This window comes from Xanthomonas sp. BRIP62415 (genome assembly GCF_003993515.1).
GTDB classification, from domain to species: Bacteria; Pseudomonadota; Gammaproteobacteria; order Xanthomonadales; family Xanthomonadaceae; genus Xanthomonas; species Xanthomonas euroxanthea.
Window position 1 is genome coordinate 358666 of record NZ_QEZH01000023.1, and the last position, 22873, is coordinate 381538.

The window sequence follows — 22873 nt, forward strand, 5'->3', positions numbered from 1 at the left end:
ATGAGCGTCCGTTGCACTGGAAACCGCCATGTTCAATCGCAATACCGGCATCGTGCTGCTGGTGGCGCTGGCCGCCGGCCTGGGGCTGTTGCTGGGCCAGAAGTTCCTCGGCGCCGCGCCCAGCTCGCCGTGGCCGCCCACCCGGACCATCACCTTCTATCCGCAGCCACGCACCCTGCCGCAGTTCAGCCTGCGCCAGTCCGACGGCACCCAGCTGGTGCCCGGCGAGCTGAAGGGACATTGGACGCTGGTGTTTTTGGGTTTCACCTTCTGCCCGGATGTCTGCCCGACCACGCTGACCGATCTGGCGGTGGCGCAGCAGCAATGGGAACCCATCCCCGACGGCCTGCGCCCGCGCGTGCTGTTCGTGTCGGTGGACCCGCAGCGCGATCCACCGGCACGCCTGGGCGACTACGCGCATGCCTTCCACAAGGACACCCTGGCCGCCACCGCCGACGTACCGGCGCTGCAGCGCTTTGCCACCGCGCTGGGCTTCGTGTTCCAGAAGGTGCCGGGCAAGGGCTTTGCGGAAAATCCCAACGACTACAGCATGGACCACTCGGCCGGCATCGCCGTGCTCGACCCGCAGGGCCGCCTGGCCGGGCTGATCCGTCCCCCGCTCGACCCCAAGGCGATCGCCGCCGACCTCCAGCAACTGACCAAGGTAACCGCTCCGTGAGTCTCGTCACTTCCCTGACCTACGTGCTGCCGCACCGGTTGCTGTCCTCGCTGGCGCGCGCGCTGGCCTATTCCGACACGCCATCCACCAAGCAATGGTTGATCGACACGGTCACGCGCAAGTTCGGCGTGGACCTGAGCGAAGCACTGGAGCCGGACCCGCGCGCCTATCCCACCTTCAATGCGTTCTTCACCCGCGCGTTGAAGCCGGCCGCACGCGTGCCCGATGCCGACCCTGCGGCGCTGCTGATGCCTGCCGACGGCCGCATCAGCCAGCTCGGCCCGATCGAAAACGGCCGCATCTTCCAGGCCAAGGGGCAGTCGTTCACTGCCGCCGAATTGCTCGGCGACGCCGAAGCCGCGCAGCCGTTCACCGATGGCCTGTTTGCCACCGTCTATCTCTCGCCCAAGGACTACCACCGCGTGCATATGCCGTGGACCGGCACCCTGCGCGAAACCGTGCATGTGCCCGGCCGCCTGTTCAGCGTGGGACCGGATGCGGTGCGCAATGTGCCGCGGCTGTTCGCGCGCAACGAGCGTCTGGTCTGCCACTTCGACACCGACTTCGGCCCGATGGCCTCGGTGATGGTGGGTGCGCTGCTGGTGTCGGGCGTGGAAACGGTGTGGAGTGGCGTGGAGATCCCGCGCTATGGCGACCGCATCACGCGCAAGGACTATCGCGGCAAGGGCATCGTGCTGGAGCGGTTTGCGGAGATGGCGCGCTTCAACTACGGCTCGACCGTGATCGTGCTGCTGCCGCCAGGTGTCGCCAAGCTCGAAGGCGGACTTGCTGCAGAGACGGCGGTTCGCCTGGGGCAAGCGCTCGCACGTCGCCAGGTGGGCTGATCGCAAGGTGCGCCGATTGCCACGGCAATCGGCGGAGACGACGACGCCGCTGCAGGAGCGGGCCTGACCGCGACAGAGCCTTCTCGACGACGTTCACTGCGCAGGCGCATGTCGCACTCCCAGCTTTCGATGTAGAGCGTCCTCGCCTGCGTTGGAACTACCCGGACCGCTTCGTCGCGGCCAGGTCCGCTCCTACAACGGCGCAGCCCGGCGCAGTGGCCCGATGCGGTAGGCCCGACTGGTCAATGATCCCGCTGCTCAGTTCGACGGCCTGTTCCGAACAGGCACACTTGTCCGCGGCGAAACGCAACCATGACAGCGGCATCGCACTCAGGCTCGCTCGCCACAAGACCGATGTCCAATCCGACTCCCAACAAGAACGATGCGGTTGTAGGAGCGGGCCCGACCGCGACGTGGCATTCGCAGCGAGACTGGGGGCGCTTGCGCCTTCCTGACTCCGGCCTCCGATTCGGAACTGCCTTGCCTGCGCCGATGAAGCTACCGGGACTGCCTCGTCGCGGCCGGGTCCGCTCCTACGGGGGCGACGACCGCTCTTACGGGTCGTCCGCCCAGCGCAGCTCGCTAATGCGGCTGGCCGTGTTCTAACCGGCGTGGGACTGCACGCGCTGGTCAGCGATCGCAGCCGGCCAGCTTGATGCTCTGCCCCGGCTTGAGCGCGTACGACGGCGCCTTCAGGCCATTGGCCTTGGCCAGTTCCTTGATTTCGCACTGGTATTTCTGCGCGACGCGGCCGAGCGTGTCGCCCCTGGCGATGGTGTAGCTGCGCGCCTGCCTGGCCTTGGGCTTGGCGATCGCCGGCTGGCCGGTGGCCACGGTGGTCGGCACGCCGGCCATCGGGCTGACATCGCCCACCGCCACGCTCGGCACGTACTCCGGAGCGCCGCTGCTGCGCACGATCGCGCTGTTGAGGTCGGCGGTGATCAGCGTGCGCGCCAGGTCCGCGCGCGGGCCGCTGACGCAATAGCGCGTGTACAGGCTGGCGATGCGGTTGGTGGCGTTGATGACGGTGCCGGCCGGAATCCAGCCATCGGATTCGTAGCGCGGGTTGAGGTTGCGCAATGCGCGCATGTAGCCGTCGCGCGTGCCCATGCTGCCCAGGCAGATGGTGAGCTCGTAGATGGTGGTGGACTTGGCCAGCTTCAGCGTGGCCGGCTGCGCGTCGAGCTTGGCGAAGTCCACGCCGTACTGGCGCGGGTGCAGGAAGATCCAGGCCGCCGCGATCACCATCGGCACGTAGTCCTTGGTTTCGGCCGGGAACTGGTTGTAGACGTCCTGCTCCCAGAACCCGCGCCCGCCACTCTGCGTGAACACGCGCGCGGCGCGGCCCTCGCCCCCGTTGTAGGCGGCCAGCGCCAGTTCGATGTTGCGGTTGAGCCCGGCCATGCGCTCGTTGAGGTAGGCGGCGCTGGCTTCGGCGGCGCTGCGTGCATCAAAGCGCGTGTCGAAGCCGGTGCCGTCCGGGCCCAGCCCGAAGCGACGCCCGGTGGCGGGCATGAACTGCATCAACCCAGCCGCACCGGCGCGCGAGCTCGCGTGCACCTTGCCGTTGGATTCCTTGGCCATGATGCCGAACAGCAGCGCCTCGGGCAGGCCGCGTTTCTGCCATTCCGGCCACATCACCCCACGCAGGTTGCTGTAGTTCTCGTAGCTGGTCAGCAGCGCCGGGCGCATGTCGGTGAGCCAGCGGCGGATGCCGGCCTGCACCGCGGGGTTGTACTGCACCATCTTGTCGAAATCGTGGCGCTGGTCGTTGAGCAACGTGGCCGCACGCGCCGCCTCGGGCACGCCGTTGGCCGCCGGGCCGAGGTGGTCCGGGTCGGCCTGCAGCAGCGTGTCGTCGTCTTCCGGATCCTCGGCGGCCGGGGCCTCGGCATCGGCGCGCGCCTTCAGCAGGCGCTTGTAGGTGGCCAGCTGATTGGCGACCAGGCAGCCGCGCTGCTTGATGCAGGCGTCGATGACGTCTTCCATGTCCTCCAGCGCGGCATCGCCTTCGGCAGTGCCCTTGGGGTCGGAGTTGTTCACCAGCACCAGCGCATCGCGATAACGCTTTTCGGCGGCGGCCATGCGGGCATCGAGCACGGCCGCCTTCTCCGTGTCGCGTTTGGAAATGGCGTGGGCAGCGGGGACGACAGACATCAGCGCCACCACGACCAGAACCGGCCATGGGCGCAAACCAAAATGAGCGAGCGGCATCGTAGGCAGTACAGCGGAAAGGCAGGCAGGGTAGCCGCCGGGGCAACACCGGGGCAAGGCGGTGGAGGCGGCAGGGTCAGTGGGCCGTTAGCTTGGCCGTTGCGCCCGGCGCGTGGAATGCCCGCGGGCACTGGCGGTCAGCGGCTGGCAAACCGGCGGCGGCGTCGAACTGCCTGCTGGCGATTGGCAGCGGACCGGCCGACCAAAGTGCGGGGTCGCCCCCGCGCGATTTGGCCAGCCACGTTGCCCGCTAGAATCCTGCTTTTCCCACCGGACCTGCGCAATGGCCTCGTTCCTGCTCGGCAAAGGCGTCACCGACGACATCCCGGTCGTGCTGGAAGGACGCTTCGGTAACCGCCACGGGCTGGTGGCCGGCGCCACCGGCACCGGCAAGACCGTGACCCTGATGACCCTGGCCGAAGGCTTCTCGCGCCTGGGCGTACCGGTGTTCCTGGCCGATGTGAAAGGTGATGTCGCCGGCCTGGCGATGGCCGGCGACGGCGCCGCCGGCGTGCTGCAGCGCGCCACGGATATCGGCATCGCCGATTACGCGCCGGCCGCCAGCCCGGTGGTGTTCTGGGACCTGTACGGCCAGCTCGGGCATCCGGTGCGCACCACCGTCAGTGAGATGGGCCCTACCCTGCTGGCGCGCATCCTGGAACTCAACGATACCCAGTCCGGCGTGCTCGACATCGTGTTCAAGCTGGCCGATGACCGTGGCCTGCTGTTGCTGGACCTGGACGACCTGCGCGCACTGCTCGCACTGATGGTCCAGGAGCGCAAGGAACTGTCCACCAGCTATGGCCTGGTCTCCAGCCAGTCGGTGGCGGCGATCCAGCGTGCCCTGCTGCGCCTGGCGCAGGACGGTGGCGAGCACTTCTTCGGCGAGCCGGCGCTGGAACTGGCCGACCTGATGCGCGTGGCGCCGGACGGCCGCGGCGTGATCGGCATCCTGGCGGCCAACCAACTGGTCCTCAAGCCGAAGCTGTATTCCACCTTCCTGCTGTGGCTGTTGTCGGAGCTGTTCGAACGTTTGCCCGAGGTGGGCGATCTGGAACAACCCAAGCTGGTGTTCGTGTTCGACGAAGCGCATCTGCTGTTTGACGACGCGCCGGCGGCACTGGTGCAGCGGATCGAGCAGGTCGTTCGGCTGATCCGCTCCAAGGGCGTGGGCGTGTATGTCTGCTCGCAGTTTCCCGACGACATTCCGGACACCATCCTTGGCCAACTGGGTAATCGCGTGCAGCATGCCTTGCGCGCGTTCACCCCGCGCGATCAGAAGGCGGTCAGGGCCGCGGCGCAGACCTTCGTGGCCAATCCCAAACTCGATGTGGCCACGGCGATCTCCAGCCTGGGCACCGGCGAGGCACTGGTGTCGCCACTGCAAGGCAAGGGCGTGCCGGCGCCGGTGCAGCAGACCTTGATCGCCCCGCCACGCTGCCGCATGGGTGCCATCAGCGAGACCGAGCGCGCGCAGGTGCGCGCTGCCAGCCCGGTCGGCACCCGCTACGACACCGCGATCAACCGTGAATCGGCCGCCGAGCTGCTGGCGCGCCGCGTCGAGCAGGTCGCCGAACATAACGCCGCACCGCCGGCGCGCACGCGCGAACAGGACGAGGCGCAAGACAGCGGCTTCGGCAAGGCGGTCAAGGACGCGGTGTTCGGCACCAGCCGCCGCCAGGGCATGCTCGAAACGATGGCCAAGCAGACCTCGCGTACGATCGGCAACAGGATCGGCCAGCAAATCGTGCGCGGTATCTTCGGCAGCATCTTTGGCGGGAAGCGCTGATCGCAGTGACACAACCGTGGTTGGGCGATTGCCTGATTGCTTGCCACCAGGCGTTACCAGCCAGAGGTCACATGCAAGCAGGCTCTTGCAACGCTACATCCGCACAGTCGGGAGACCCGCAAGATGCAAGGATACGCAGCTGCCATCACGTCACTCTTCTTGCTTTCCAGCACCGGATCAGTGATCGCTGAGCAGAAGGCACATCAAGTCGACCCACCCACCGCGTGGCCAGCGAGCAGGCAGCACCTGCTCGCTGGCCACTATGTCGGCAAGCTGCACCCAAACAACACGCAGTGCCAGGCCGTCCGCGCAGAACTTTGGCTTGAAGCCATCAAAGGAAACAAGCAAAGCCGGCACTATATTTTGAAGACGACATGTATCGCACCCAAGACGCAACGCGGCACAGCAAGCACTACCGAGCGCGGGCCTTGGTGGCTCGATCAAATGGGCGACGAGTGCCTGATTCTCTCGCGCGACGACGTCTCCGATCTCTCGCTCGACCCGAACATGTATGGATTTCGGATCAACCAGGAAACCGGTCCGAATGGACAGCAAGCCGTCTTGTCGTTAGCTCAAGACGGCCATAACCGCCATAGCGGCAGTCCACCAGAACACCGCGACAAGGTGTTGAGACGCGTCCGTTAAGCACGAGCCCAGGTGCCAACGCGCGGAACTGGCTGACTTACATGCTGGTCGCCGCGCGATACGTTAGCCCAGCACGCCATGCAACTTGGCGTATTGCAGCAACATGATGGTCTTGGCATCGGCGATCTCGCCGGTAGCGACCATCGCCAGCGCGGAGTCGAGGGACAGCTCCAGCACCTCGATCTCCTCGCCGTCTTCTTCGAGCCCGCCGCCCTCGCCGACCTTGTCGCCGTCGAAGTATTCGCCGACAAAGAAATACAGACGCTCGGTTACCGAGCCCGGGCTCATGAACGCCTCGAACACCTTGCGCACGCTGTCGATCCGGTAGCCGGTTTCCTCTTCGGTTTCCTTGCGGATGCAGGTCAGCGCATCGTCCTGATCCAGCAACCCGGCGCAGGCTTCGATCAGCATGCCGTCGGCATTGCCGTTGAGCAGCGTCGGCAAGCGGAACTGGCGGGTGAGCATCACCGTCTGCCTGGCACGGCTATACAGCAGGATGGTGGCGCCATTGCCACGATCGTAGGCCTCGCGCGACAGGGTCTGCCAGCGGCCGTCCTTGCGCTGAAAATCGAACGTGACCTTGCGCAGCACGTACCAATTGTCCGAGAGCACATCGATGCTGCGAATGCGGACCTGCGGGTTGCCGGTGGCGGATGGATTCAAGCGACACTCCTGGTGATGCGAGCGATGGCAGTGCCGGGACGCGGCGCGCCCGGTCGCTCGTACGGGCCGCAAGGATTGCGGCGGGCCACCATGTTACCTACCGCTCAGCCGGCGCGTCAGGCAATGACGCACATAGTGCATCGGCGGCCCGTCGATACACGCATCATGCCATCGGAGACCTGACACGCCCCGACGCAATGCCGGCGCTGACACCAGCCCGGCCGGGCCAGCAAATATCCAGACCGTGCCGGCGACATGCCGCCAAGCAATGGCCATTCCAGACTCAGTTGATTCGCCCTGCCCCAATTGCGCGACGGCACGCGCCACCGCACAATCCGTTCACATCACACGCCTGGGGAGCGTCATGGAAGACCGTTTTCGCGCACGCAAGGTGGCCGCGCAGACCGCGCCGGCACCCTTCTGGACCCGCATTCCTGCCATCGCCAGCTATCCGCTGCGCGGCTCGGCGCTGTACGCATTGATTGCACTGACGCTGTGCAGCGCGCTGCTGGTGCTGCCGGGCATCCTGAAACTGGTGGTTGCCGGCGTGCTGGGCATGGCCACCTACACCTATGCCTTCGACATCCTGCGCCATACCGCCGACGGGCAAGCCGATGCTCCGCGGCTGGGCTACAACAGCTTCGACAGCGCGGTGCTGCGGCTGATCCTGCTGGCGTTTGCGCTGGGCATCGTCATCGGTGCGGCAGGCGTGCTGGCGGGCAAGCCCGGCCTGACCATCGCGTACCTGGTGGTGCAGTTGCTGCTGCCGGGCATGATGATTGCGCTGGCCATCGACGGCAGCCTGCGCCGCGCCCTCAACCCGGCCGTGTCGATCGACATGGCTCTGCGCATCGGCTGGCCGTATCTGGCCGCATACGGTTTGCTGTACGTGATCCAGGGCAGCGCTACCGCAGCGATCTTCATCGCGGTGAAGTCTCTGCCGCCGATCGTGCGCGAGGCGACGATCGTGATTGCCTCGATCTGGAGCCTGTTCGCCAGCTTCCACCTGATGGGTTATCTGGTGTACCAGTACCACGAAGAACTGGGCTACGTTCCCAGCGGCGGCGCGGCGTCCGAGCGCGAAGACCCGGATCAGCGCCTGCTCGACGAAGCAGAACAGTACGTGCGCGATGGCCATTCCGAGGAAGCATTCCAGACACTGCGCGCGGCGGTGCGTTCGCGTGCGGTGAGCCTGGCGGTGCACGAGCTGTATCAGCGCCTGCTGCGTCAACACCGTCGCAACGACGAACTGCGCGAGCACACCCGCCAGTACATCAATCGTCTGCTGCAGGAAAGACAGGAGCGTCGCGCGCTCGGGTTGCAGCGCGAAGCGCTGGATGGCGACTCCACGTTCACCCCGCTGACGCCTGAGCAAGCTACCTTGCTGGCCGAGCGCGCGAAGATGGCCGGGCAGTTCCAGCTGGCGACCGATGGACTGCTTGCGGCCATCGCCGCATGGCCGCGCGATCGGATGATGCCGGCCTGGTCACTGGACGCGGGCCTGCTGCTGGCCGAACGGTTCGGCCGCGACGAGCAGGCGCGCGAGGTACTGCAAGACGCACTGACTCACTGCGACGATGATGCACTGCGCGCGAAGCTGGAAGCCGTGCTGAAAGCGGTGGCGATTCAACCAGCCTGAGCAGCCAACAAAGCTTTTTAAGGCGCAGATCAGATGCTCCACCATCGGTCCGTCGCGCGACGTGTACTGCTCGCAGCCCTACAGACCGACCATCTCGACAGGTCCTTGCCCGCCCACCGTCGCGGGACCTTACGCGGCATGGATGCCGCGCAAGAGCCTACATGGACGTACTTGCGGCGTGTCCTGCGATGGTGGGCGGGTAAGGGCCCTGCAGCCAGGCTGCAGATCCACCGCTCTGTAACTCATCCATCCGCGCTAGATAATTCTGCTCGAGGCAGAAGACACAACAGCAACCCGGACCTCGCGTAGCAGTGTCTTCCAAGTGCAGTCAAATGCCAGGTCAAAAGCTCGGTGAGTCGAGCGCGCGGTGCCCTCACCGCTTGCGTTGGCAACACGGATCGCGCAGAAACCACTCATCCGTTTTCGAGCAAAAAGCGCGCCTTGCTGGCCTGTGCCTGCTCGGGGAACTGCTCCAGCAGCTGACGCAGCAAGCGCGTACGCTGCGCGCCGTCCTGCAACTCGCCGTGTCGCAAGGCCAGCACGAACCAGTGCTGCGCCAGCTCATCGCGCGGCACATCCAGCCCAACCTCCTTCAACAGACGTTCGGCATCGGCCAGCAGTCCATTGCGCAGGCAGGTGGCGATCAGCGCCATGCGGGCCGATGGCGCGTAGTCGATCCCGGCCTTGCTCAGTTCGGCAGCCACCGTCAGCTGGCTGCGCGTCTGTTCGGCGTGATGGGTGTGCAGCTGCAATAGCGTCTGCGCATGCCGCACGCTGTCCTGGCTGCGACCGGCATTGCGCGCGGTGCGGTAGCGCGCGAGCGCCACGTCCAGACGATGCGGCTGCTCGCTGGCAAGCTCCGCCAGCAGGCGCTCGGCTTCCGCGTTTTCCATGCGTCCCAGATGTCGCTGCGCGCGCTCCCAGCGATCGTCCACCAGCACTGCCTCGTTCTCCTCCATAAAGGACTCACGCGTGCGCCGCAGTAGCACCAACGCGACACCGAGCAACGCGCCACTGATCAGGCCACCGGCATGCGCCTCGAAGGCGACGTCGCCGTTGTCGTTCCAGAACAGGCTGTACAGCTCCCAACCCAGCCACAGCGGCAGCAGCAGGATCGCCGGACCGCGCACGTAGTCGAATACCACGAAGAACCAGTAGAAGAAGCGCACCTTGCGCCGGCCCCAGACCACGCAGAACGCGCCCATCAAGGCGGCGATCGCACCGGAGGCGCCCAGGCCACCGCCCGGCGCTCCCCAGCGCCACCACAGGCTGGCCGCGCTGGCGCCAAAGCCGCCGAGCAGATACAGCAGCAGGAACCAGCCGCTGCCGATCGCCCCTTCCAGCAAGGTGCCCAGCGCCAGCAGAAACAGCATGTTGCCCAGCAAATGATCGAAGCTGCCATGCAGGAAGGTGGCCGTCAGCATCCTCGCGGGAGACCACTCGGAGCTGCGCTGCAGATGCCGCAGCGTGAACACCCTGGACAGGCGTGCATCGTAGGGGGCGCGCAATGTGCGCCATTCGCTCAAGCGCGCCTGGTCCTCGAACAATGCGCCGCTGCGCAACGCCTGTGCGAAGGCCACGTCGTGCATCGTCAGGTGCGCCAGATACGCAAGGCGTTGGCGCGCCGGCACGCTGTCCAGCCTGGCCCGGCGCGCAGCGCGCAACTTGGTGTCGTCGGTCTGCTGCAGATAGCGCTCGTGGGCTTGCGCCTCCAGTGCACCGAGGCCGGACTCGACGTAGTAGCGCACCGCGTTTTCGACCAGCGCGTCGTCCTTGCGTTGATAGCCCAGGTAGACCACCACATTGACCAACACCAGCAGCAGCGTCACCCAGGGAATGTTCTGGCGCGACCAGGGTTTGTGCAGCGGCATCAACAGCATGACAACGTCCGTGTCCGAGAGAGCGCAAAGCTTCGCCGTGCGACGGCAGATGCGCAAGCCGGCCATGCGCGCTAGCATCGCGGTCCCGCTGTCGGATACACCGCCCATGAGCCGCTGGCGCCCGCCCGCCGAAAAAAGCACCGCACTGATCACGCCCGACGGCCATGCCCGGCTCAAGGCCGAGCTGGAAGAGCTCTGGCGCGTGCGTCGGCCGGAAGTGGTGCGTGCGCTGGCCGCCGCCGCGGCCGAGGGCGACCGCTCGGAGAACGCCGAGTACACCTATCGCAAGAAACAGCTGGGCGAGATCGACCGCCGCGTGCGTTATCTGAGCAAACGGCTGGAAGCGCTGCGCGTGGTGGATACCGCCCCCACCGACCCGCAGGCAGTGTTCTTCGGGGCGCAGGTGGAGCTGGAAGATGCCGACAGCGGCGAGCTGCTGCGCTACCGCATCGTCGGCCCTGACGAAACCGACGCCGGACGCGGCTGGATCAGCATCGACTCGCCCTTGGCACGCGCGCTGCTGAAAAAACGCGTGGACGACGAGTTCGAAGCGCAGTTGCCGTCGGGCAAGCACAGCTTCGTGGTGGTGTCGGTGGATTACGCCACTCAGTAGGCGAGTGATCGCACTCTGCTGACCTGCGTGTAGGAGCACACTTGTGCGCGATGGGGCGTTATCGATAAGGCCCCATCGCGCACAAGTGCGCTCCTACGGACAGATGTGCAAGGACCAGCGCCCAGTTACACCATCTGCAGATTCAACGGACGTCCCTGCTGGATTGCGACATTGGCCGGCAATGCATCGCCGAACAGATCGTGCTCGTCACTGTCGGTGATTTCCACATCGACCAGGTCGCCCACCTTCAAGCCGCGCTCGCCGCCGTTCTGGATATGTACCAGGCCATCGATCTCCGGTGCGTCCGCGCGCGAGCGCGCCACCGCGATATCGTCTTCGATCAGGTCGACCAGGCATTGCTGCACGCTGCCGATCTTCGCCTCCAGCCGCGCGGCAGATATCTCCGCCTGCCGGGCCATGAAGCGCGCCAGGCGCTCCTGCTTGAGCTCTTCCGGCACCTGATCCGGCAGCGCGTTGGCGCTGGCGCCTTCCACCGGGGAATAGGCGAACGCACCGACGCGGTCCAGCTGGGCCTGATCCAGGAAGTCGAGCAGCGATTCGAATTCGGCATCGGTCTCGCCGGGAAAACCGACGATGAAGGTGGAGCGCACCGTGATCTCCGGGCACATCGCCTTCCAGCGCTGCACGCGCTCGAGGGTTTTTTCCACCGCGCCCGGGCGCTTCATCAGCTTGAGGATGCGCGGGCTGGCGTGCTGGAACGGGATGTCCAGATACGGCAGCAGCTTGCCTTCGGCCATCAGCGGAATCACATCGTCCACGTGCGGGTACGGATACACGTAATGCAGGCGCGTCCACACGCCCAGTTCCGACAAGCCTTCGCACAGCGCCTTCATGCGGGTCTGGTACATGCGGTCGCGCCACGGGCGCTCGGCATACTTCAGATCCACGCCATAGGCCGAGGTGTCCTGCGAGACCACCAGCAATTCCTTGACCCCGCCGCGCACCAGCCGCTCGGCTTCGCGCAGGACCTCATCCACAGGCCGCGAGGCCAGGTCGCCGCGCATGGACGGGATGATGCAGAAGCTGCAGCGGTGGTTGCAGCCTTCGGAAATCTTCAGATACGCGTAATGGCGCGGGGTCAGCTTGATGCCGTAGTCGGGCACCAGATCGACGAACGGGTCGTGGCGCGGCGGCAGTGCCGCATGCACCGCCTCCATCACGCTCTGGTAGTCCTGCGGGCCGGACACCGCCAGCACCTGCGGGTAGGCCTCGCGGATCTGTTCCGGGCGCTTGCCCAGGCAGCCGGTGACGATCACCTTGCCGTTGGCGTTCATCGCCTCGCCGATCGCGTCCAGCGACTCGGTCACCGCCGAATCGATGAAACCGCAGGTGTTGACCACCACCACGTCGGCAGCGTCGTAGCTGGGCACGATGTCGTAGCCCTCCACGCGCAGCTGGGTGAGGATGCGTTCGGAGTCGACGAGCGCCTTCGGGCAGCCAAGGCTGACGAAGCCGACTTTGGGGTTCAGCTGGGACATGGAGCAGGAGCCTGGGAACGGAGCGGCCTGGGGCCTGAGTGGAGCAATTATAGCGGCGCGCGGGCAGCGCTCTGAACCGCGCGCCGGGCAAGCAATCTCATCTTAGCGAGTCCCTCACCTGCAGCGCCGCCGATCCGGTCGATAATGCGCGCCTTCCCCCTTACCGCAGCAGGAGTTCCCATGGGTCACTGGACCACGCTCGACACCCCCGACGGCCAGGTCGCCGCCTGGCACGCCACCCCGACCTCCAGCCCGCGCGGCGGCCTGGTGGTGATCCAGGAAATCTTCGGCGTCAACGAACATATCCGCGCGGTGGCCGACGACTACGCCGCGCGCGGCTACGAAGTGCTGGCGCCGGCCTTCTTCGACCTGGAAGAGAAGGACGTGCAACTGCCCTACGACCAGGAGAGCCTGCAGCGCGGCCTGGCACTGGCCAATGCGGTCGGCCTGGAGCGCGCGGTGGAGGTGGTCAAATCCGCTGCCACCCTGCTCAGCCGCGCCGGCAAGGTCGGCACCGTGGGCTATTGCTGGGGCGGCTCGGTGGCGCTGCTGTCGGCGATCCGCCTGGGGCTGCCCTCGGTGAGCTATTACGGCGGCCGCAACACCCAGTTGCTGGACGAAACTCCGGCCGCACCGGTGATGTTCCACTTCGGTGAGCAGGACAGCAGCATTCCGCCCGAGGCGATCCAGGCCCACCGCGAGAAGCTGCCGCAGATGGAGACCTTCGTGTACCCAACCGGCCACGCCTTCAACCGCAGCATCGACCCGAACCACTACGACGCCGACAGCGCCGAGCGCGCGCTGCAGCGCACCCTGGGCTTCTTCGAAGCGCATCTGGGATGAGCGAGGTTGCAGCAGGCATGTCCGAGGCGAGCGGCTTCCAGCCCGATGCGCGGCTGGCCGCCGACAGCGTGTTCGTCGCCGACGGACCGCTGTCGCAGGTGCGGCTGATGGACGACAGCCGCTTCCCGTGGCTGCTGCTGGTGCCGCGGGTGGCCGATGCCAGCGAGTGGATCGATCTGGACGGCGGCCAGCAGCGCCTGTTGCTGGCCGAGATCAATCAGCTCTCGCAGCTGCTGCGGGTCGAGCCCGGGGTCGCCAAGCTCAATATCGGCGCGCTGGGCAACATCGTGCAGCAGTTGCATGTGCACCTGGTCGGCCGGCATCCGGGCGATGCGGCCTGGCCCGGCCCGGTCTGGGGCAGCGGCAGCGCGCAGCGCTTCGACCCCGATACGCTGCAGCAGCGTGTCGCTGCATGGGCGCAGCGGCTACGATAGGCGCCCGCCCCACAACCACCTTCCCGCATGAAATCCAATGTCGTCGCCGCACTGATCCTGATCCTCGTCGGCCTGCTGTTCCTGGCCAACAACCTGGGCTGGACCAATGTCAGTCTTGGCCGGCTGATCGCCACCTGGTGGCCGGCGGCGTTGGTCGCCTGCGGTGTGGGGATGTTGTTTGGGCGCGGCAAATAGCCGGGAATCGGGAATCGTAAGAGCGCGCTTTTGGCGCTGTTGATTCCCTGGTTTGCTTTGGTGTCTTCCAAGAGACAGCCCCGATTGCGCGCTGGCGCCGTCTGGCCGCTGATTCGCCAGTCTGTGCCCCTGGCTACCTCTCGGCTTTGCCGACATGACGTTTGTCATTCGCACGTGTTGACTTCCGGCACCTGATCGGCAGGCGCATTGCGCGCAGCATGGCCTCCTACCTACCGAGGACGCCACCATGCACTACCGCCTGATCCCTGCCCTGTTCCTGATCACGCTGGGCACGCTGTTTCTGCTGGACAACCTCGGGCTGACCCGTCTCGATGTGGGCAACCTGGTGTCGACCTGGTGGCCGGCGTTGCTGATCGCCGCGGGCGTGCGCCACCTGCTGCGCTACCGCGAGCGGACGGCCGCCACCTGCTGAAGGCGCGGCCGCACCACGGCATCAGGTGCGCGGCAGGGTCACGCCGGTCTGGCCCTGGTACTTGCCGCCGCGGTCCTTGTACGAGGTCTCGCAGACCTCGTCGGACTGGAAGAACAGCATCTGCGCCACGCCTTCGTTGGCGTAGATGCGCGCCGGCAGTGGCGTGGTGTTGCTGAATTCCAGCGTGACGTGGCCTTCCCACTCCGGTTCCAGCGGGGTCACGTTGACGATGATGCCGCAACGCGCATAGGTGCTCTTGCCCAGGCACACCACCAGGGTGTCGCGCGGGATGCGGAAGTATTCCACCGTCCGCGCCAGCGCAAAGCTGTTCGGCGGGATGATGCACACATCCGATTCGATATCGACAAAGCTGCCCGGATCGAAGTGCTTGGGGTCGACGATCGTCGAGTTGATGTTGGTGAAGATCTTGAACTCGCGCGAGCAGCGCACGTCGTACCCGTAGCTGGAGGTGCCGAAGCTGACGATGCGCTGGCCGGCGGCATCGTGCTTGATCTGCCCGGGCTCGAACGGCTCGATCATCGCGTGCTGTTCGGCCATGCGCTTGATCCAGCGGTCGCTCTTGATGCTCATGCGGTGTTCCTTGAAGACGGAAGGCGGCAGGCCGAGCGGCCCGCGCGAAAGGCAGCGAATTCTAGCAAGCGGCCGGCACCAGCGGCCGGCCTGCGCACTACAGCAACGACGCCGAAATCGGGATGCTGGCGCGTGGGCGCTTGTCCAGCTCCTCGGACAGCCGCGCGGCGGCAGCCAGATAGGCCCGCGCTGCCGCCGACTCCGGCGCGGCCACCACGATCGGCTGGCCGGCATCGCCCTGCTCGCGGATCGCAATCGCCAATGGCAACGACCCGAGCAAGGGCACACCGTACTGCGCGGCCATGCGCTCGCCACCGCCTTCGCCGAACAAGTGCTCGCGGTGACCACAGCTGGAGCAGGTATGCACCGCCATGTTCTCGACGATGCCAAGCACCGGCACCTCGACCTTTTCGAACATCTTCAAGGCCTTGCGCGCGTCCAGCGTGGCGATGTCCTGCGGCGTGGTGACGATCACCGCACCGGCCACCGGGATCTTCTGCGACAAGGTCAGCTGGATGTCGCCGGTGCCCGGCGGCAGGTCGATCAGCAGGTAATCCAGGTCGTCCCACAGTGTGTCGTTGAACAGCTGGGTCAGCGCCGAGGTCGCCATCGGCCCGCGCCAGATCATTGGCGTGTCCTGGTCGACCAGCAAGCCGATCGACATCGCCTCGATGCCGAACGCGCGCAACGGCTCGATCGACTTGTTGTCCGGGCTGTCCGGCCGCCCGCTCAGGCCCAGCATCGCCGGCACGCTCGGCCCATAGATATCCGCGTCCAGCACGCCCACGCGTGCGCCCTGCTGACGCAGGGCCAGCGCCAGATTCACCGCCGTGGTGGATTTGCCCACCCCACCCTTGCCGGAGCCGACCGCGATCACATTGCGGATCCGCGGATGCGGCGCCAACGCGCCCTGCACCGCATGCGCGGGGATTCTGCGTTCGCCGGTCATGCGCATGCGCTCCGGGAGAAATCGATCGCCTTGCTTGAAGCGCGTTGCACCATCGTCGTCATTGTCTGCCTGATTGCTCGTGCTGGCGCCGCAGCGATGGCTGCATCGCCAGCCGCAGCGCTGGAAAGTGCGTCAGTTTACCCAGTCCGGCCACAGGCAGACGCGTTGCAAGCCGTCAGCAGCCAGGCGTGCCGAAGACTCCTGCATGTGTCGATCAGTGACAAATTTCACAAATGTGGACACATGATTAAGGAATTTTACGTTCGAATTCTAATTCAGCCAGCGCTCAGCGAGCGCGACTGTTTCGCCAAATCCCAGCGAGGAATCCGCAAGGTCATGTCGAGTCGTCTTCCGCAACACACCCAGCGTCATCGTTTGAGCACCGCGTTGTTTGCCGTGCTGGCCGCCTCTGCCGGCCACGCCGCCGCGCAGTCGGAAAGCGGGGTCGCGCCCGGCACCACCGATCTGGACAAGGTCACCGTCACCGGCTCGCGCATCGCGCGTACCGGCTTTGTCACGCCCTCGCCGGTCACTGCGATCAGCGCCGAGGAAATCCGCGCCACCGGCGCGACCACCATCAGCGACCTGATGGCGCGCATGCCCGCGCTGGCACCGAGCTACACGCTGGGCAACTCCACCCGCTTCATCGGCACCGCCGGGCTGGGCCTGCTCGACCTGCGCGGCATGGGCGTGGACCGCACATTGGTACTGGTCAACGGCCGCCGCCATGTTGGTTCGAGCCCGGGCTCGACCGCGGTGGACGTCAACACCATTCCGGTGGAATGGGTCGAACGCGTGGAAGTCATCACCGGTGGCGCCTCGGCCGTGTATGGCGCCGACGCGGTGGCCGGCGTGGTCAACTTCATCCTCAAGAAGAACTTCACCGGTTTCGAGACGCGTGCGCAGACCGGCCTGGCCGACGAGGGCAACTACAACCGCTCCTTCGCCAGCTTCTCGGCAGGCACCGACTTTGCGGACGGCCGCGGCAACATCGCGGTGTCCGGCGAATACAGCAAGCAGGACCGCTTCGGTCGCGGCAACCGCGCCATCGGCCGCGAATATCTGGTGTCGGTTCCGAACCCCGCGTTCGACCCGAGCCAACCGCCGAGCGAACGCAATCCGCAGAATGTGCTCAGCGGCCCGGGCGGCAATCATTCCACGTCCTACGGCGGCACCTTCAACCTGGGCACATTCGATTTCCGCAACCCGGCCAGCTATGGCAACCGCTACCTGTTCAACCAGGACGGCAGCTTCCGCCGCAATCGCTACAACGGCCCGGTGGTCAGCAATACCTCGTGCGTGGATTGCGATTTCGTCGATCTGAATGCGGTTGCCGACCTGCAGCCCGGCTTCGATCGCAAGAGCGTCAACACCATGATCAACTTCGAGATCAGCGCGAACCATCGCCTGTTCTTCGAGGGCAAGTACAGCGAGACCGATTCGGAATTCTTCGGCCAGCCGGCATTCGACAGCTCGCTGCGCGTGCGTCGCCAGAATCCGTATGTCAGCCCCGAACTCGGTGCGCTGATGGATGCGCGCGGTGCCACCCAGATCCTGATGAACCGCTTCAACGTCGATGCCGGCCGTCGCGGCGAGAACATCGAGCGCAAGACCTACCGCGCAGTGCTCGGCGCCGAAGGCAATTTCACCGACAACTGGAGCTACGACGTGTCTGCCAACTACGGCAAGACCACGGTCGACCGCCTGAACCTCAACAACCGCATCAATGAGCGCTGGCAAGCCGGTATCGACGCCGCACGCGATGCTAGCGGCAACATCGTCTGCCGCACCACGCTGGATCCGGGCGCGATCAACCCCCACACCAACCGTGCCTATTCGGCCCTGGCGCGCGAAGGCTGCGTGCCGTTCAGTGTGTTCGGCAACGGCGCGGTGACCCCGGAAGCAGCGGCGTGGTTCAACACCACCGCGCGCTCGCAAGCCAAGATCCAGCAGACCGTGTTCAGCGCATCGGTGGCCAACAGCAACCTGCTGTCGCTGCCGGCCGGCGACATCGGGTTTGCCGGTGGCGTGGAGTACCGCAAGGAGCAGAGCGAGGAGATCACCGATCCGCTGGCGGCCTCGGGCGCGACCTTCCTCAACGCCATCCCCAATAGCGGTGGCGAGTACACCGTCAAGGAAATCTTCGTCGAGAGCACCATTCCATTGCTCGCCGGCCTGCCGGGCGTGGACCGGTTGGCGCTGGACGTGGCAGGCCGCTATTCGGACTACGACAGCATCGGCTCGACCAAGACCTGGAACGTCGGCCTGGACTGGACCATCATCCCCTCGCTGCGTCTGCGCGGCACGCTGGCACAGGCAGTGCGCGCGCCCAGCATCGGCGAGCTGTACGACTCGCAGAGCGAGAACTTCGCGACCATCAACGATCCCTGCAACTACCTGCCGACCAACACCAACCGCCCGGGCACCGCGGGCGACGTGGCATTGCGCCAGGCCAACTGCAGCGCGCTGGGCGTGCCGGTGGGCTGGATCGACACCTTCACCTCCACCCGCCCCGGCGTCAGCGGCGGCAACCCGGAGCTGAAGCCGGAGCGTGCGCGCAGCCTGTCCTATGGCCTGGTGTGGCAACCGGAGTTCTTCGAAGGCTTCGGCATGTCGATCGACTACTGGCGCATCGACCTGCAGGACGCGATCGGCACCGTGACCGCAGAGACCAATGCCACGCGTTGCGTGGACAATCCAGGTGGCATCGACAACAGCTTCTGCGGCTTCGTGCAGCGCGCCCCGCTGGGTGGATTCACCGACCCGCAGGGCCGCATCTATCCCGAGCACAGCATCATCGGCTGGCAGGCGCTCAATGAAAACCTGTCGCGCTCGCGGCGTGTGGGCGTGGATCTGGAAATGGACTACCGCTTCCAGCTCGGCGAAGGCAACACCGTGCTGCGCCTGGTCGGCACCCGTTTGATCCAGTCGCGCGAATGGGTGTTCCAGGACTTTCCGGCCGAGTACGACGAGTACGTGACCTACGTGACCGACCCGCGCTGGCGCGCGCAGTTCCAGACCAAGTACAACTGGAACGAATGGCGCGCGTCGTGGGACATGAACTACGTGGACGGCAACCTGCGCGTGACACCGGAAAGCTACAACAGCAATCCGGGCTCGGCCAGCCCGATCAGGAACGGCTCGTACACCTATCACAACCTCCAGTTCGGCTATCAGTTCCCCGGCTCGAAGATCGACGTCTACCTCGGCATCGACAACGCCTTCGACAAGGATCCGCCGCGTAACTACTTTGGCTCGGACTTCACCTCTGCGCTGTACGACAACGTCGGACGGTTCTTCTATCTGGGGACAACGGTGCGGTTCTGACCCGGGAATAACGCTTGAAAAGACGCCCCGCTTGCCGGGGTTTCTTCTTGCCACGTGGCGAGCGCGGCCGTAACGCCTACCGCCGTAGGCCTGCTCGCCACAGCCGCGACAGCTTCCCAACTTCAGGCCTGGCTTATCTGTATCGAATGTAACTACTAGTTACAAAATGTTGTTGAGGTTGTTTGTCTCTCTGTGTCGCAGAGCCTGGAATTGTGCCGAATTAATCACTTTCGATGCGGATTGACGATATTTTATTAACAAATCATGTCGATTGCTTGCGCTGCAGTGCAGACATTCATTACGTTCGGGTTAAGGCCATCTGACTCTCCGATGACCGTCCCTTATCCGCACTCCCAGTTGAAAGGTCAGGAATGAGCAATCAGTTTCGTCGCCAAGTCATCAAGCGCACCGCTCTCGCCGTCGTGCTCAGTGCTTGCCTAACCAATGGCGCGGTCTACGCGCAGAGCACCACCGGCAGCATCTACGGCAGCGCTCCCTCCGAAGCCGGCAGCACGATTGTCGTTCAGAGCGACACCGGGCTGAGCCGCACCATCACCGTAGACGCAAACGGCCGTTACAACCTCGGCTCGCTGCCGGTCGGCGCCTACACCGTCACCTTGAAGCGTGGCGATCAGGTCGTCGATACGCGCAAGAACGTGCAACTACGCGTCGGTTCGGGTACCGAGGTTTCGTTCGCTGGCGCAAGCGCTGGCAGTAATGCCGATGCAACCACGCTGGGCGCGATCACCGTCACCGCGGCCAATGCACCGAAGATTGATGTCAGCTCGACCAGTTCGCGATCGGTGATCACCTCCCAGCAGCTTGCGATCCTGCCCCTTGGCCGTAGCGCGGAAGCAATTGCCTTGCTGGCACCGGGTGCCGTGGCGGGCAGTGGCGCATTCGACAACGGCTCACGCTCGGTCGTTTCGTTCGGCGGCGCCGGCGTCACTGAAAATGCTTACTACATCAACGGATTCAACGTCAGCAACCCGCTTAGCAACCTCGGTGGCGTGAGCTTGCCGTATGGCGCGATCGACCAGCAGGAGACCTACACCGGCGGCTACAGCGCGCGTTACGGTCGCTCGACCGGCGGCGTGATCAATCAGGTCGGCAAGCGCGGTACCAACGAATGGCATTTCGGTGCTCAGGCAGTCTGGGAACCCAAGTCGCTCGCAAGTTCGCCCGAGAACGTGCGCTTCCCCAACAACACCTTGCCAGATGGATTTGAATACACCAATCCGGATCAACCCGGCACACTGTATCGCAGCCGCAAGGACGACGCAGCGACTCGCACGGTCTATAGCGCGTATGCGGGCGGCCCATTGATCGAAGACAAGCTGTTTGTTTTCGTGGCGGGCGAGTCGGACAAGACCGATGGCGTTTCCACCAACTCCAGCGCGGCAAGTGTCCTGGGACGGAACAACTATGCCTATAGCGCGCCAAAGTTTTACGGCAAGATTGACTGGAATATCAACGACAGCAACATTGTGGAATACACCCGTATTGAAAGCACTGATCGTCGTGCTGGGTATTACACCGATTTCGATTACGACACATTAACCGGTGGTGGTCGCAGCGGCACGTTCGCTGATACCTACAAGATCAAGGACCGGTACGACATCTTCAAATACACCGGCTATCTCACCGACGACCTGACCTTGAACGCCACATGGGGCCGTAGCCGTCAAGACAATCTGCAGGGCAATCCGTACGTCTCCAATCTTCCTTACCTGCAGAATGTTACTAACCAGGATCCTGCGCTGACCGGTGGTACGCCGATCACCAACGATCAGGCGAGTAACCGCACCAAGGCAGATCGTCCGCAGAACAAGACCCGCAGCCTGCGCCTCGAACTCGAATACCGGCTTGGTGACCACGACCTGACCGCCGGCGTGGACAACATGTACTTCAATGCGTCCAATGAAGGCGTTCAGACAACCGGGCCGGGATACCAGTGGCTGTTCGCGCGTCAGTCCAACCCTGCGGTCGACATCCGCCCGAGCCTGGGTGTCGGCCCGTCCGGCGGCAATGGCTACTACGCGCAGCGCCGCATTTTCACCACGACAACAAGCATGGCAGTCGAGCAGAAGGCGTATTACCTGGAAGATCGCTGGCAAGTCACCGACAAGTGGCTGGTGTTGCTTGGTATCCGTAACGACAAGTTCACCAACTTCAACAGCGCAGGCGCTCCCTATGTCGACAGCGGCGACCAGTGGGCACCACGCTTGGGCGTGAGCTGGGACGTCTTCGGCGATTCGTCGCTGAAGCTGTACGCCAACCTGGGACGCTACTATCTGGCACTGCCCAATAGCGTTGCGGTGCGCGGTGCATCTGCTTCCACCTATACCGATGAATACTTCGCCTACAGCGGGCTGGACGCAAATGGAGAGCCGACTGGCTTGAGGGCGTTGGGCCCGGGCCCGGTCTCGTCGAATGGCGAATACGGGCAGACGCCCGATCCGAATTCGTTCGCACCGAGCGACTTGAAGTCTCAGTACCAGGATGAGTTCCTGATGGGCTTTGAGAAGACGCTTGGCGAGAAGTGGAACTCGGGTGCAAAGGTGACCTATCGCAAGCTGCAGACCGCGATCGATGACGTCTGCGATACAGGCCGGATAGCAGATAAGCTCGAGGCCGGTGGTATCGACTCCTCATCCGTTGCCATTCCTGGCTGCGTGATGTTCAACCCTGGCGAAACCAACACTTACAACCTGGCAAATGTCGACGGCTCAGGTCGCACGCAGGTGCGCATGTCTCAGGAGGATTGGGGATTCACCAGCGGTGCCAAGCGTAACTACGTGTCGGTCGACTTGTTTCTGGAACATCCGTTCGACGAGAAGTGGTTCGGCCGCGTCGATTACACCTGGTCGCATCTGTACGGCAACACCGAAGGCCAGGTGAAATCCGATCTGGGACAGGCTGACGTTTCCAAGACGCAGGACTGGGACTCGGCAGAGCTGATGTACTACGCAGGTGGAAGTCTGGCCAATGATCGCCGCCATCAGTTCAAGGCATTCGGTGCCTATCAGTTCACACCGGAATGGATGGCATCTGCCACGGTGCGCGTGTTGTCCGGCACACCAAAATCGTGCCTGGGCTATTTCGGCGAGGGCGAGCAGGATCCGATTGGCTATGAGTCGGCTTATCACTATTGCGCCGGTTCTCCTTCTCGTCCGGGCGACGCAGGCCGCACGCCTTGGCTGACGAATCTGGATCTGGGCGTGACCTATCGTCCGTCGTTTGCCGATCACAAGCTCGCCATCGGGCTGCAGGTCTTCAACGTACTCAACGACCGCGATGCCACACGTACGGAAGCGGTGTACGGGGACGACCGTTACACGGTGTCCAACACCTATGGCATGGGCACCTACTTCAACCCACCGCGCTTCGTCCGTCTCTCTGCGGCTTATGACTTTTAAGCGCAGCGTTCAGAACTAGAACACGCACTTCTCCACGGCCCCGAAAGGGGCCGTTTTTTTTAGTGCGTCCCCTACTGCAGCTGCGTCGGAGCCCGCCTCCCGCCCCTCTACACACGCCGCACCCATGACCTTCGACACCATGCCATCCGGCTGGCGAGGCGTAGAGTGCCGGCCACGGCTCCGGCGACGGAGCTTCCCAATCGACTGCTGCTCCTG

Annotated in this window: 18 protein-coding genes; 12 read left to right on the forward strand and 6 right to left on the reverse strand. The window is 64.8% G+C overall.

Going from position 1 to position 22873, the window contains the following annotated elements; all coding sequences use genetic code 11:
• The first annotated feature begins 28 nt into the window (after window positions 1–28).
• Window positions 29–679, forward strand: coding sequence for an SCO family protein (locus EO141_RS09220; RefSeq protein WP_127169021.1), 651 nt, complete (start codon window positions 29–31; stop codon window positions 677–679).
• The gene (asd, locus tag EO141_RS09225; RefSeq protein WP_127169022.1) at window positions 676–1524 is read left to right on the forward strand and encodes an archaetidylserine decarboxylase; all 849 of its coding nucleotides are present in this window, start codon (window positions 676–678) and stop codon (window positions 1522–1524) included. Before EO141_RS09220 ends, asd begins: the two co-directional genes overlap by 4 nt.
• Window positions 1525–2154: 630 nt before the next feature.
• Here asd and EO141_RS09230 read toward each other — a convergent pair.
• Window positions 2155–3738: a transglycosylase SLT domain-containing protein gene (locus EO141_RS09230; protein WP_104581940.1), complete on the reverse strand. Its 1584-nt coding sequence runs from the start codon at window positions 3736–3738 to the stop codon at window positions 2155–2157.
• A gap of 283 nt (window positions 3739–4021) precedes the next feature.
• Between EO141_RS09230 and EO141_RS09240 the strand changes: the two genes are divergently transcribed.
• Both EO141_RS09240 and EO141_RS09245 read left to right on the forward strand, forming a co-directional pair.
• Window positions 4022–5527, forward strand: a complete 1506-nt coding sequence (locus tag EO141_RS09240) for a helicase HerA-like domain-containing protein (RefSeq protein ID WP_127169024.1) — start codon at window positions 4022–4024, stop codon at window positions 5525–5527.
• Window positions 5528–5650: 123 nt separating this feature from the next.
• Window positions 5651–6172, forward strand: coding sequence for a hypothetical protein (locus tag EO141_RS09245; protein WP_241236642.1), 522 nt, complete (start codon window positions 5651–5653; stop codon window positions 6170–6172).
• A gap of 63 nt (window positions 6173–6235) precedes the next feature.
• Here EO141_RS09245 and nudK read toward each other — a convergent pair whose 3' ends face one another.
• Entirely contained in the window at window positions 6236–6835 is a 600-nt protein-coding gene (gene nudK, locus EO141_RS09250) for a GDP-mannose pyrophosphatase NudK (protein ID WP_127169026.1), read from the reverse strand.
• Between the two features lie 364 nt (window positions 6836–7199).
• On the opposite strand from nudK, the gene EO141_RS09255 reads away from it, so the two are divergent.
• Entirely contained in the window at window positions 7200–8474 is a 1275-nt protein-coding gene (locus tag EO141_RS09255; protein ID WP_164739137.1) for a DUF4013 domain-containing protein, read from the forward strand.
• 413 nt (window positions 8475–8887) lie between these two features.
• On the opposite strand, the gene EO141_RS09265 is transcribed toward EO141_RS09255, so the two are convergent.
• Window positions 8888–10354: a rhomboid family intramembrane serine protease gene (locus tag EO141_RS09265; RefSeq protein ID WP_164739138.1), complete on the reverse strand. Its 1467-nt coding sequence runs from the start codon at window positions 10352–10354 to the stop codon at window positions 8888–8890.
• 106 nt (window positions 10355–10460) lie between these two features.
• Here EO141_RS09265 and greB point away from each other — a divergent pair, with 106 nt between their 5' ends.
• A complete protein-coding gene (gene greB, locus EO141_RS09270; RefSeq protein WP_119128516.1) occupies window positions 10461–10967 on the forward strand; it encodes a transcription elongation factor GreB in 507 nt (168 codons plus the stop codon).
• Window positions 10968–11092: 125 nt separating this feature from the next.
• On the opposite strand, the gene rimO is transcribed toward greB, so the two are convergent.
• The gene (gene rimO / locus EO141_RS09275) at window positions 11093–12466 is read right to left on the reverse strand and encodes a 30S ribosomal protein S12 methylthiotransferase RimO (RefSeq protein WP_104581936.1); all 1374 of its coding nucleotides are present in this window, start codon (window positions 12464–12466) and stop codon (window positions 11093–11095) included.
• A gap of 180 nt (window positions 12467–12646) precedes the next feature.
• Between rimO and EO141_RS09280 the strand changes: the two genes are divergently transcribed.
• The 4 genes from EO141_RS09280 (at window position 12647) to EO141_RS09295 (ending at window position 14371) form a co-directional block, all read left to right on the forward strand.
• On the forward strand, window positions 12647–13309 hold the full coding sequence (locus EO141_RS09280; RefSeq protein ID WP_127169028.1) for a dienelactone hydrolase family protein: 663 nt from the start codon (window positions 12647–12649) through the stop codon (window positions 13307–13309).
• Window positions 13306–13743, forward strand: a complete 438-nt coding sequence (locus EO141_RS09285; protein ID WP_119131284.1) for an HIT family protein — start codon at window positions 13306–13308, stop codon at window positions 13741–13743. The genes EO141_RS09280 and EO141_RS09285 overlap by 4 nt, the downstream gene beginning before the upstream one ends.
• A gap of 27 nt (window positions 13744–13770) precedes the next feature.
• Window positions 13771–13938, forward strand: a complete 168-nt coding sequence (locus EO141_RS09290) for a DUF5668 domain-containing protein (RefSeq protein ID WP_006452352.1) — start codon at window positions 13771–13773, stop codon at window positions 13936–13938.
• Window positions 13939–14185: 247 nt separating this feature from the next.
• Window positions 14186–14371, forward strand: a complete 186-nt coding sequence (locus tag EO141_RS09295; RefSeq protein ID WP_127169029.1) for a DUF5668 domain-containing protein — start codon at window positions 14186–14188, stop codon at window positions 14369–14371.
• A gap of 21 nt (window positions 14372–14392) precedes the next feature.
• Here the strand turns inward: EO141_RS09295 and dcd are convergent, their stop codons facing one another.
• Complete coding sequence (gene dcd / locus EO141_RS09300; RefSeq protein WP_010366727.1) at window positions 14393–14962, reverse strand: dCTP deaminase; 570 nt, start codon at window positions 14960–14962, stop codon at window positions 14393–14395.
• A gap of 97 nt (window positions 14963–15059) precedes the next feature.
• Window positions 15060–15911 (reverse strand): iron-sulfur cluster carrier protein ApbC, encoded by an 852-nt coding sequence (gene apbC / locus EO141_RS09310; protein WP_127169030.1) that lies wholly within the window; start codon window positions 15909–15911, stop codon window positions 15060–15062.
• Between the two features lie 336 nt (window positions 15912–16247).
• Here apbC and EO141_RS09315 point away from each other — a divergent pair, with 336 nt between their 5' ends.
• Window positions 16248–19238, forward strand: coding sequence for a TonB-dependent receptor (locus EO141_RS09315; RefSeq protein ID WP_127169031.1), 2991 nt, complete (start codon window positions 16248–16250; stop codon window positions 19236–19238).
• Window positions 19239–19609: 371 nt separating this feature from the next.
• A complete protein-coding gene (locus EO141_RS09320; protein ID WP_127169032.1) occupies window positions 19610–22657 on the forward strand; it encodes a TonB-dependent receptor in 3048 nt (1015 codons plus the stop codon).
• Window positions 22658–22873: the final 216 nt, after the last annotated feature.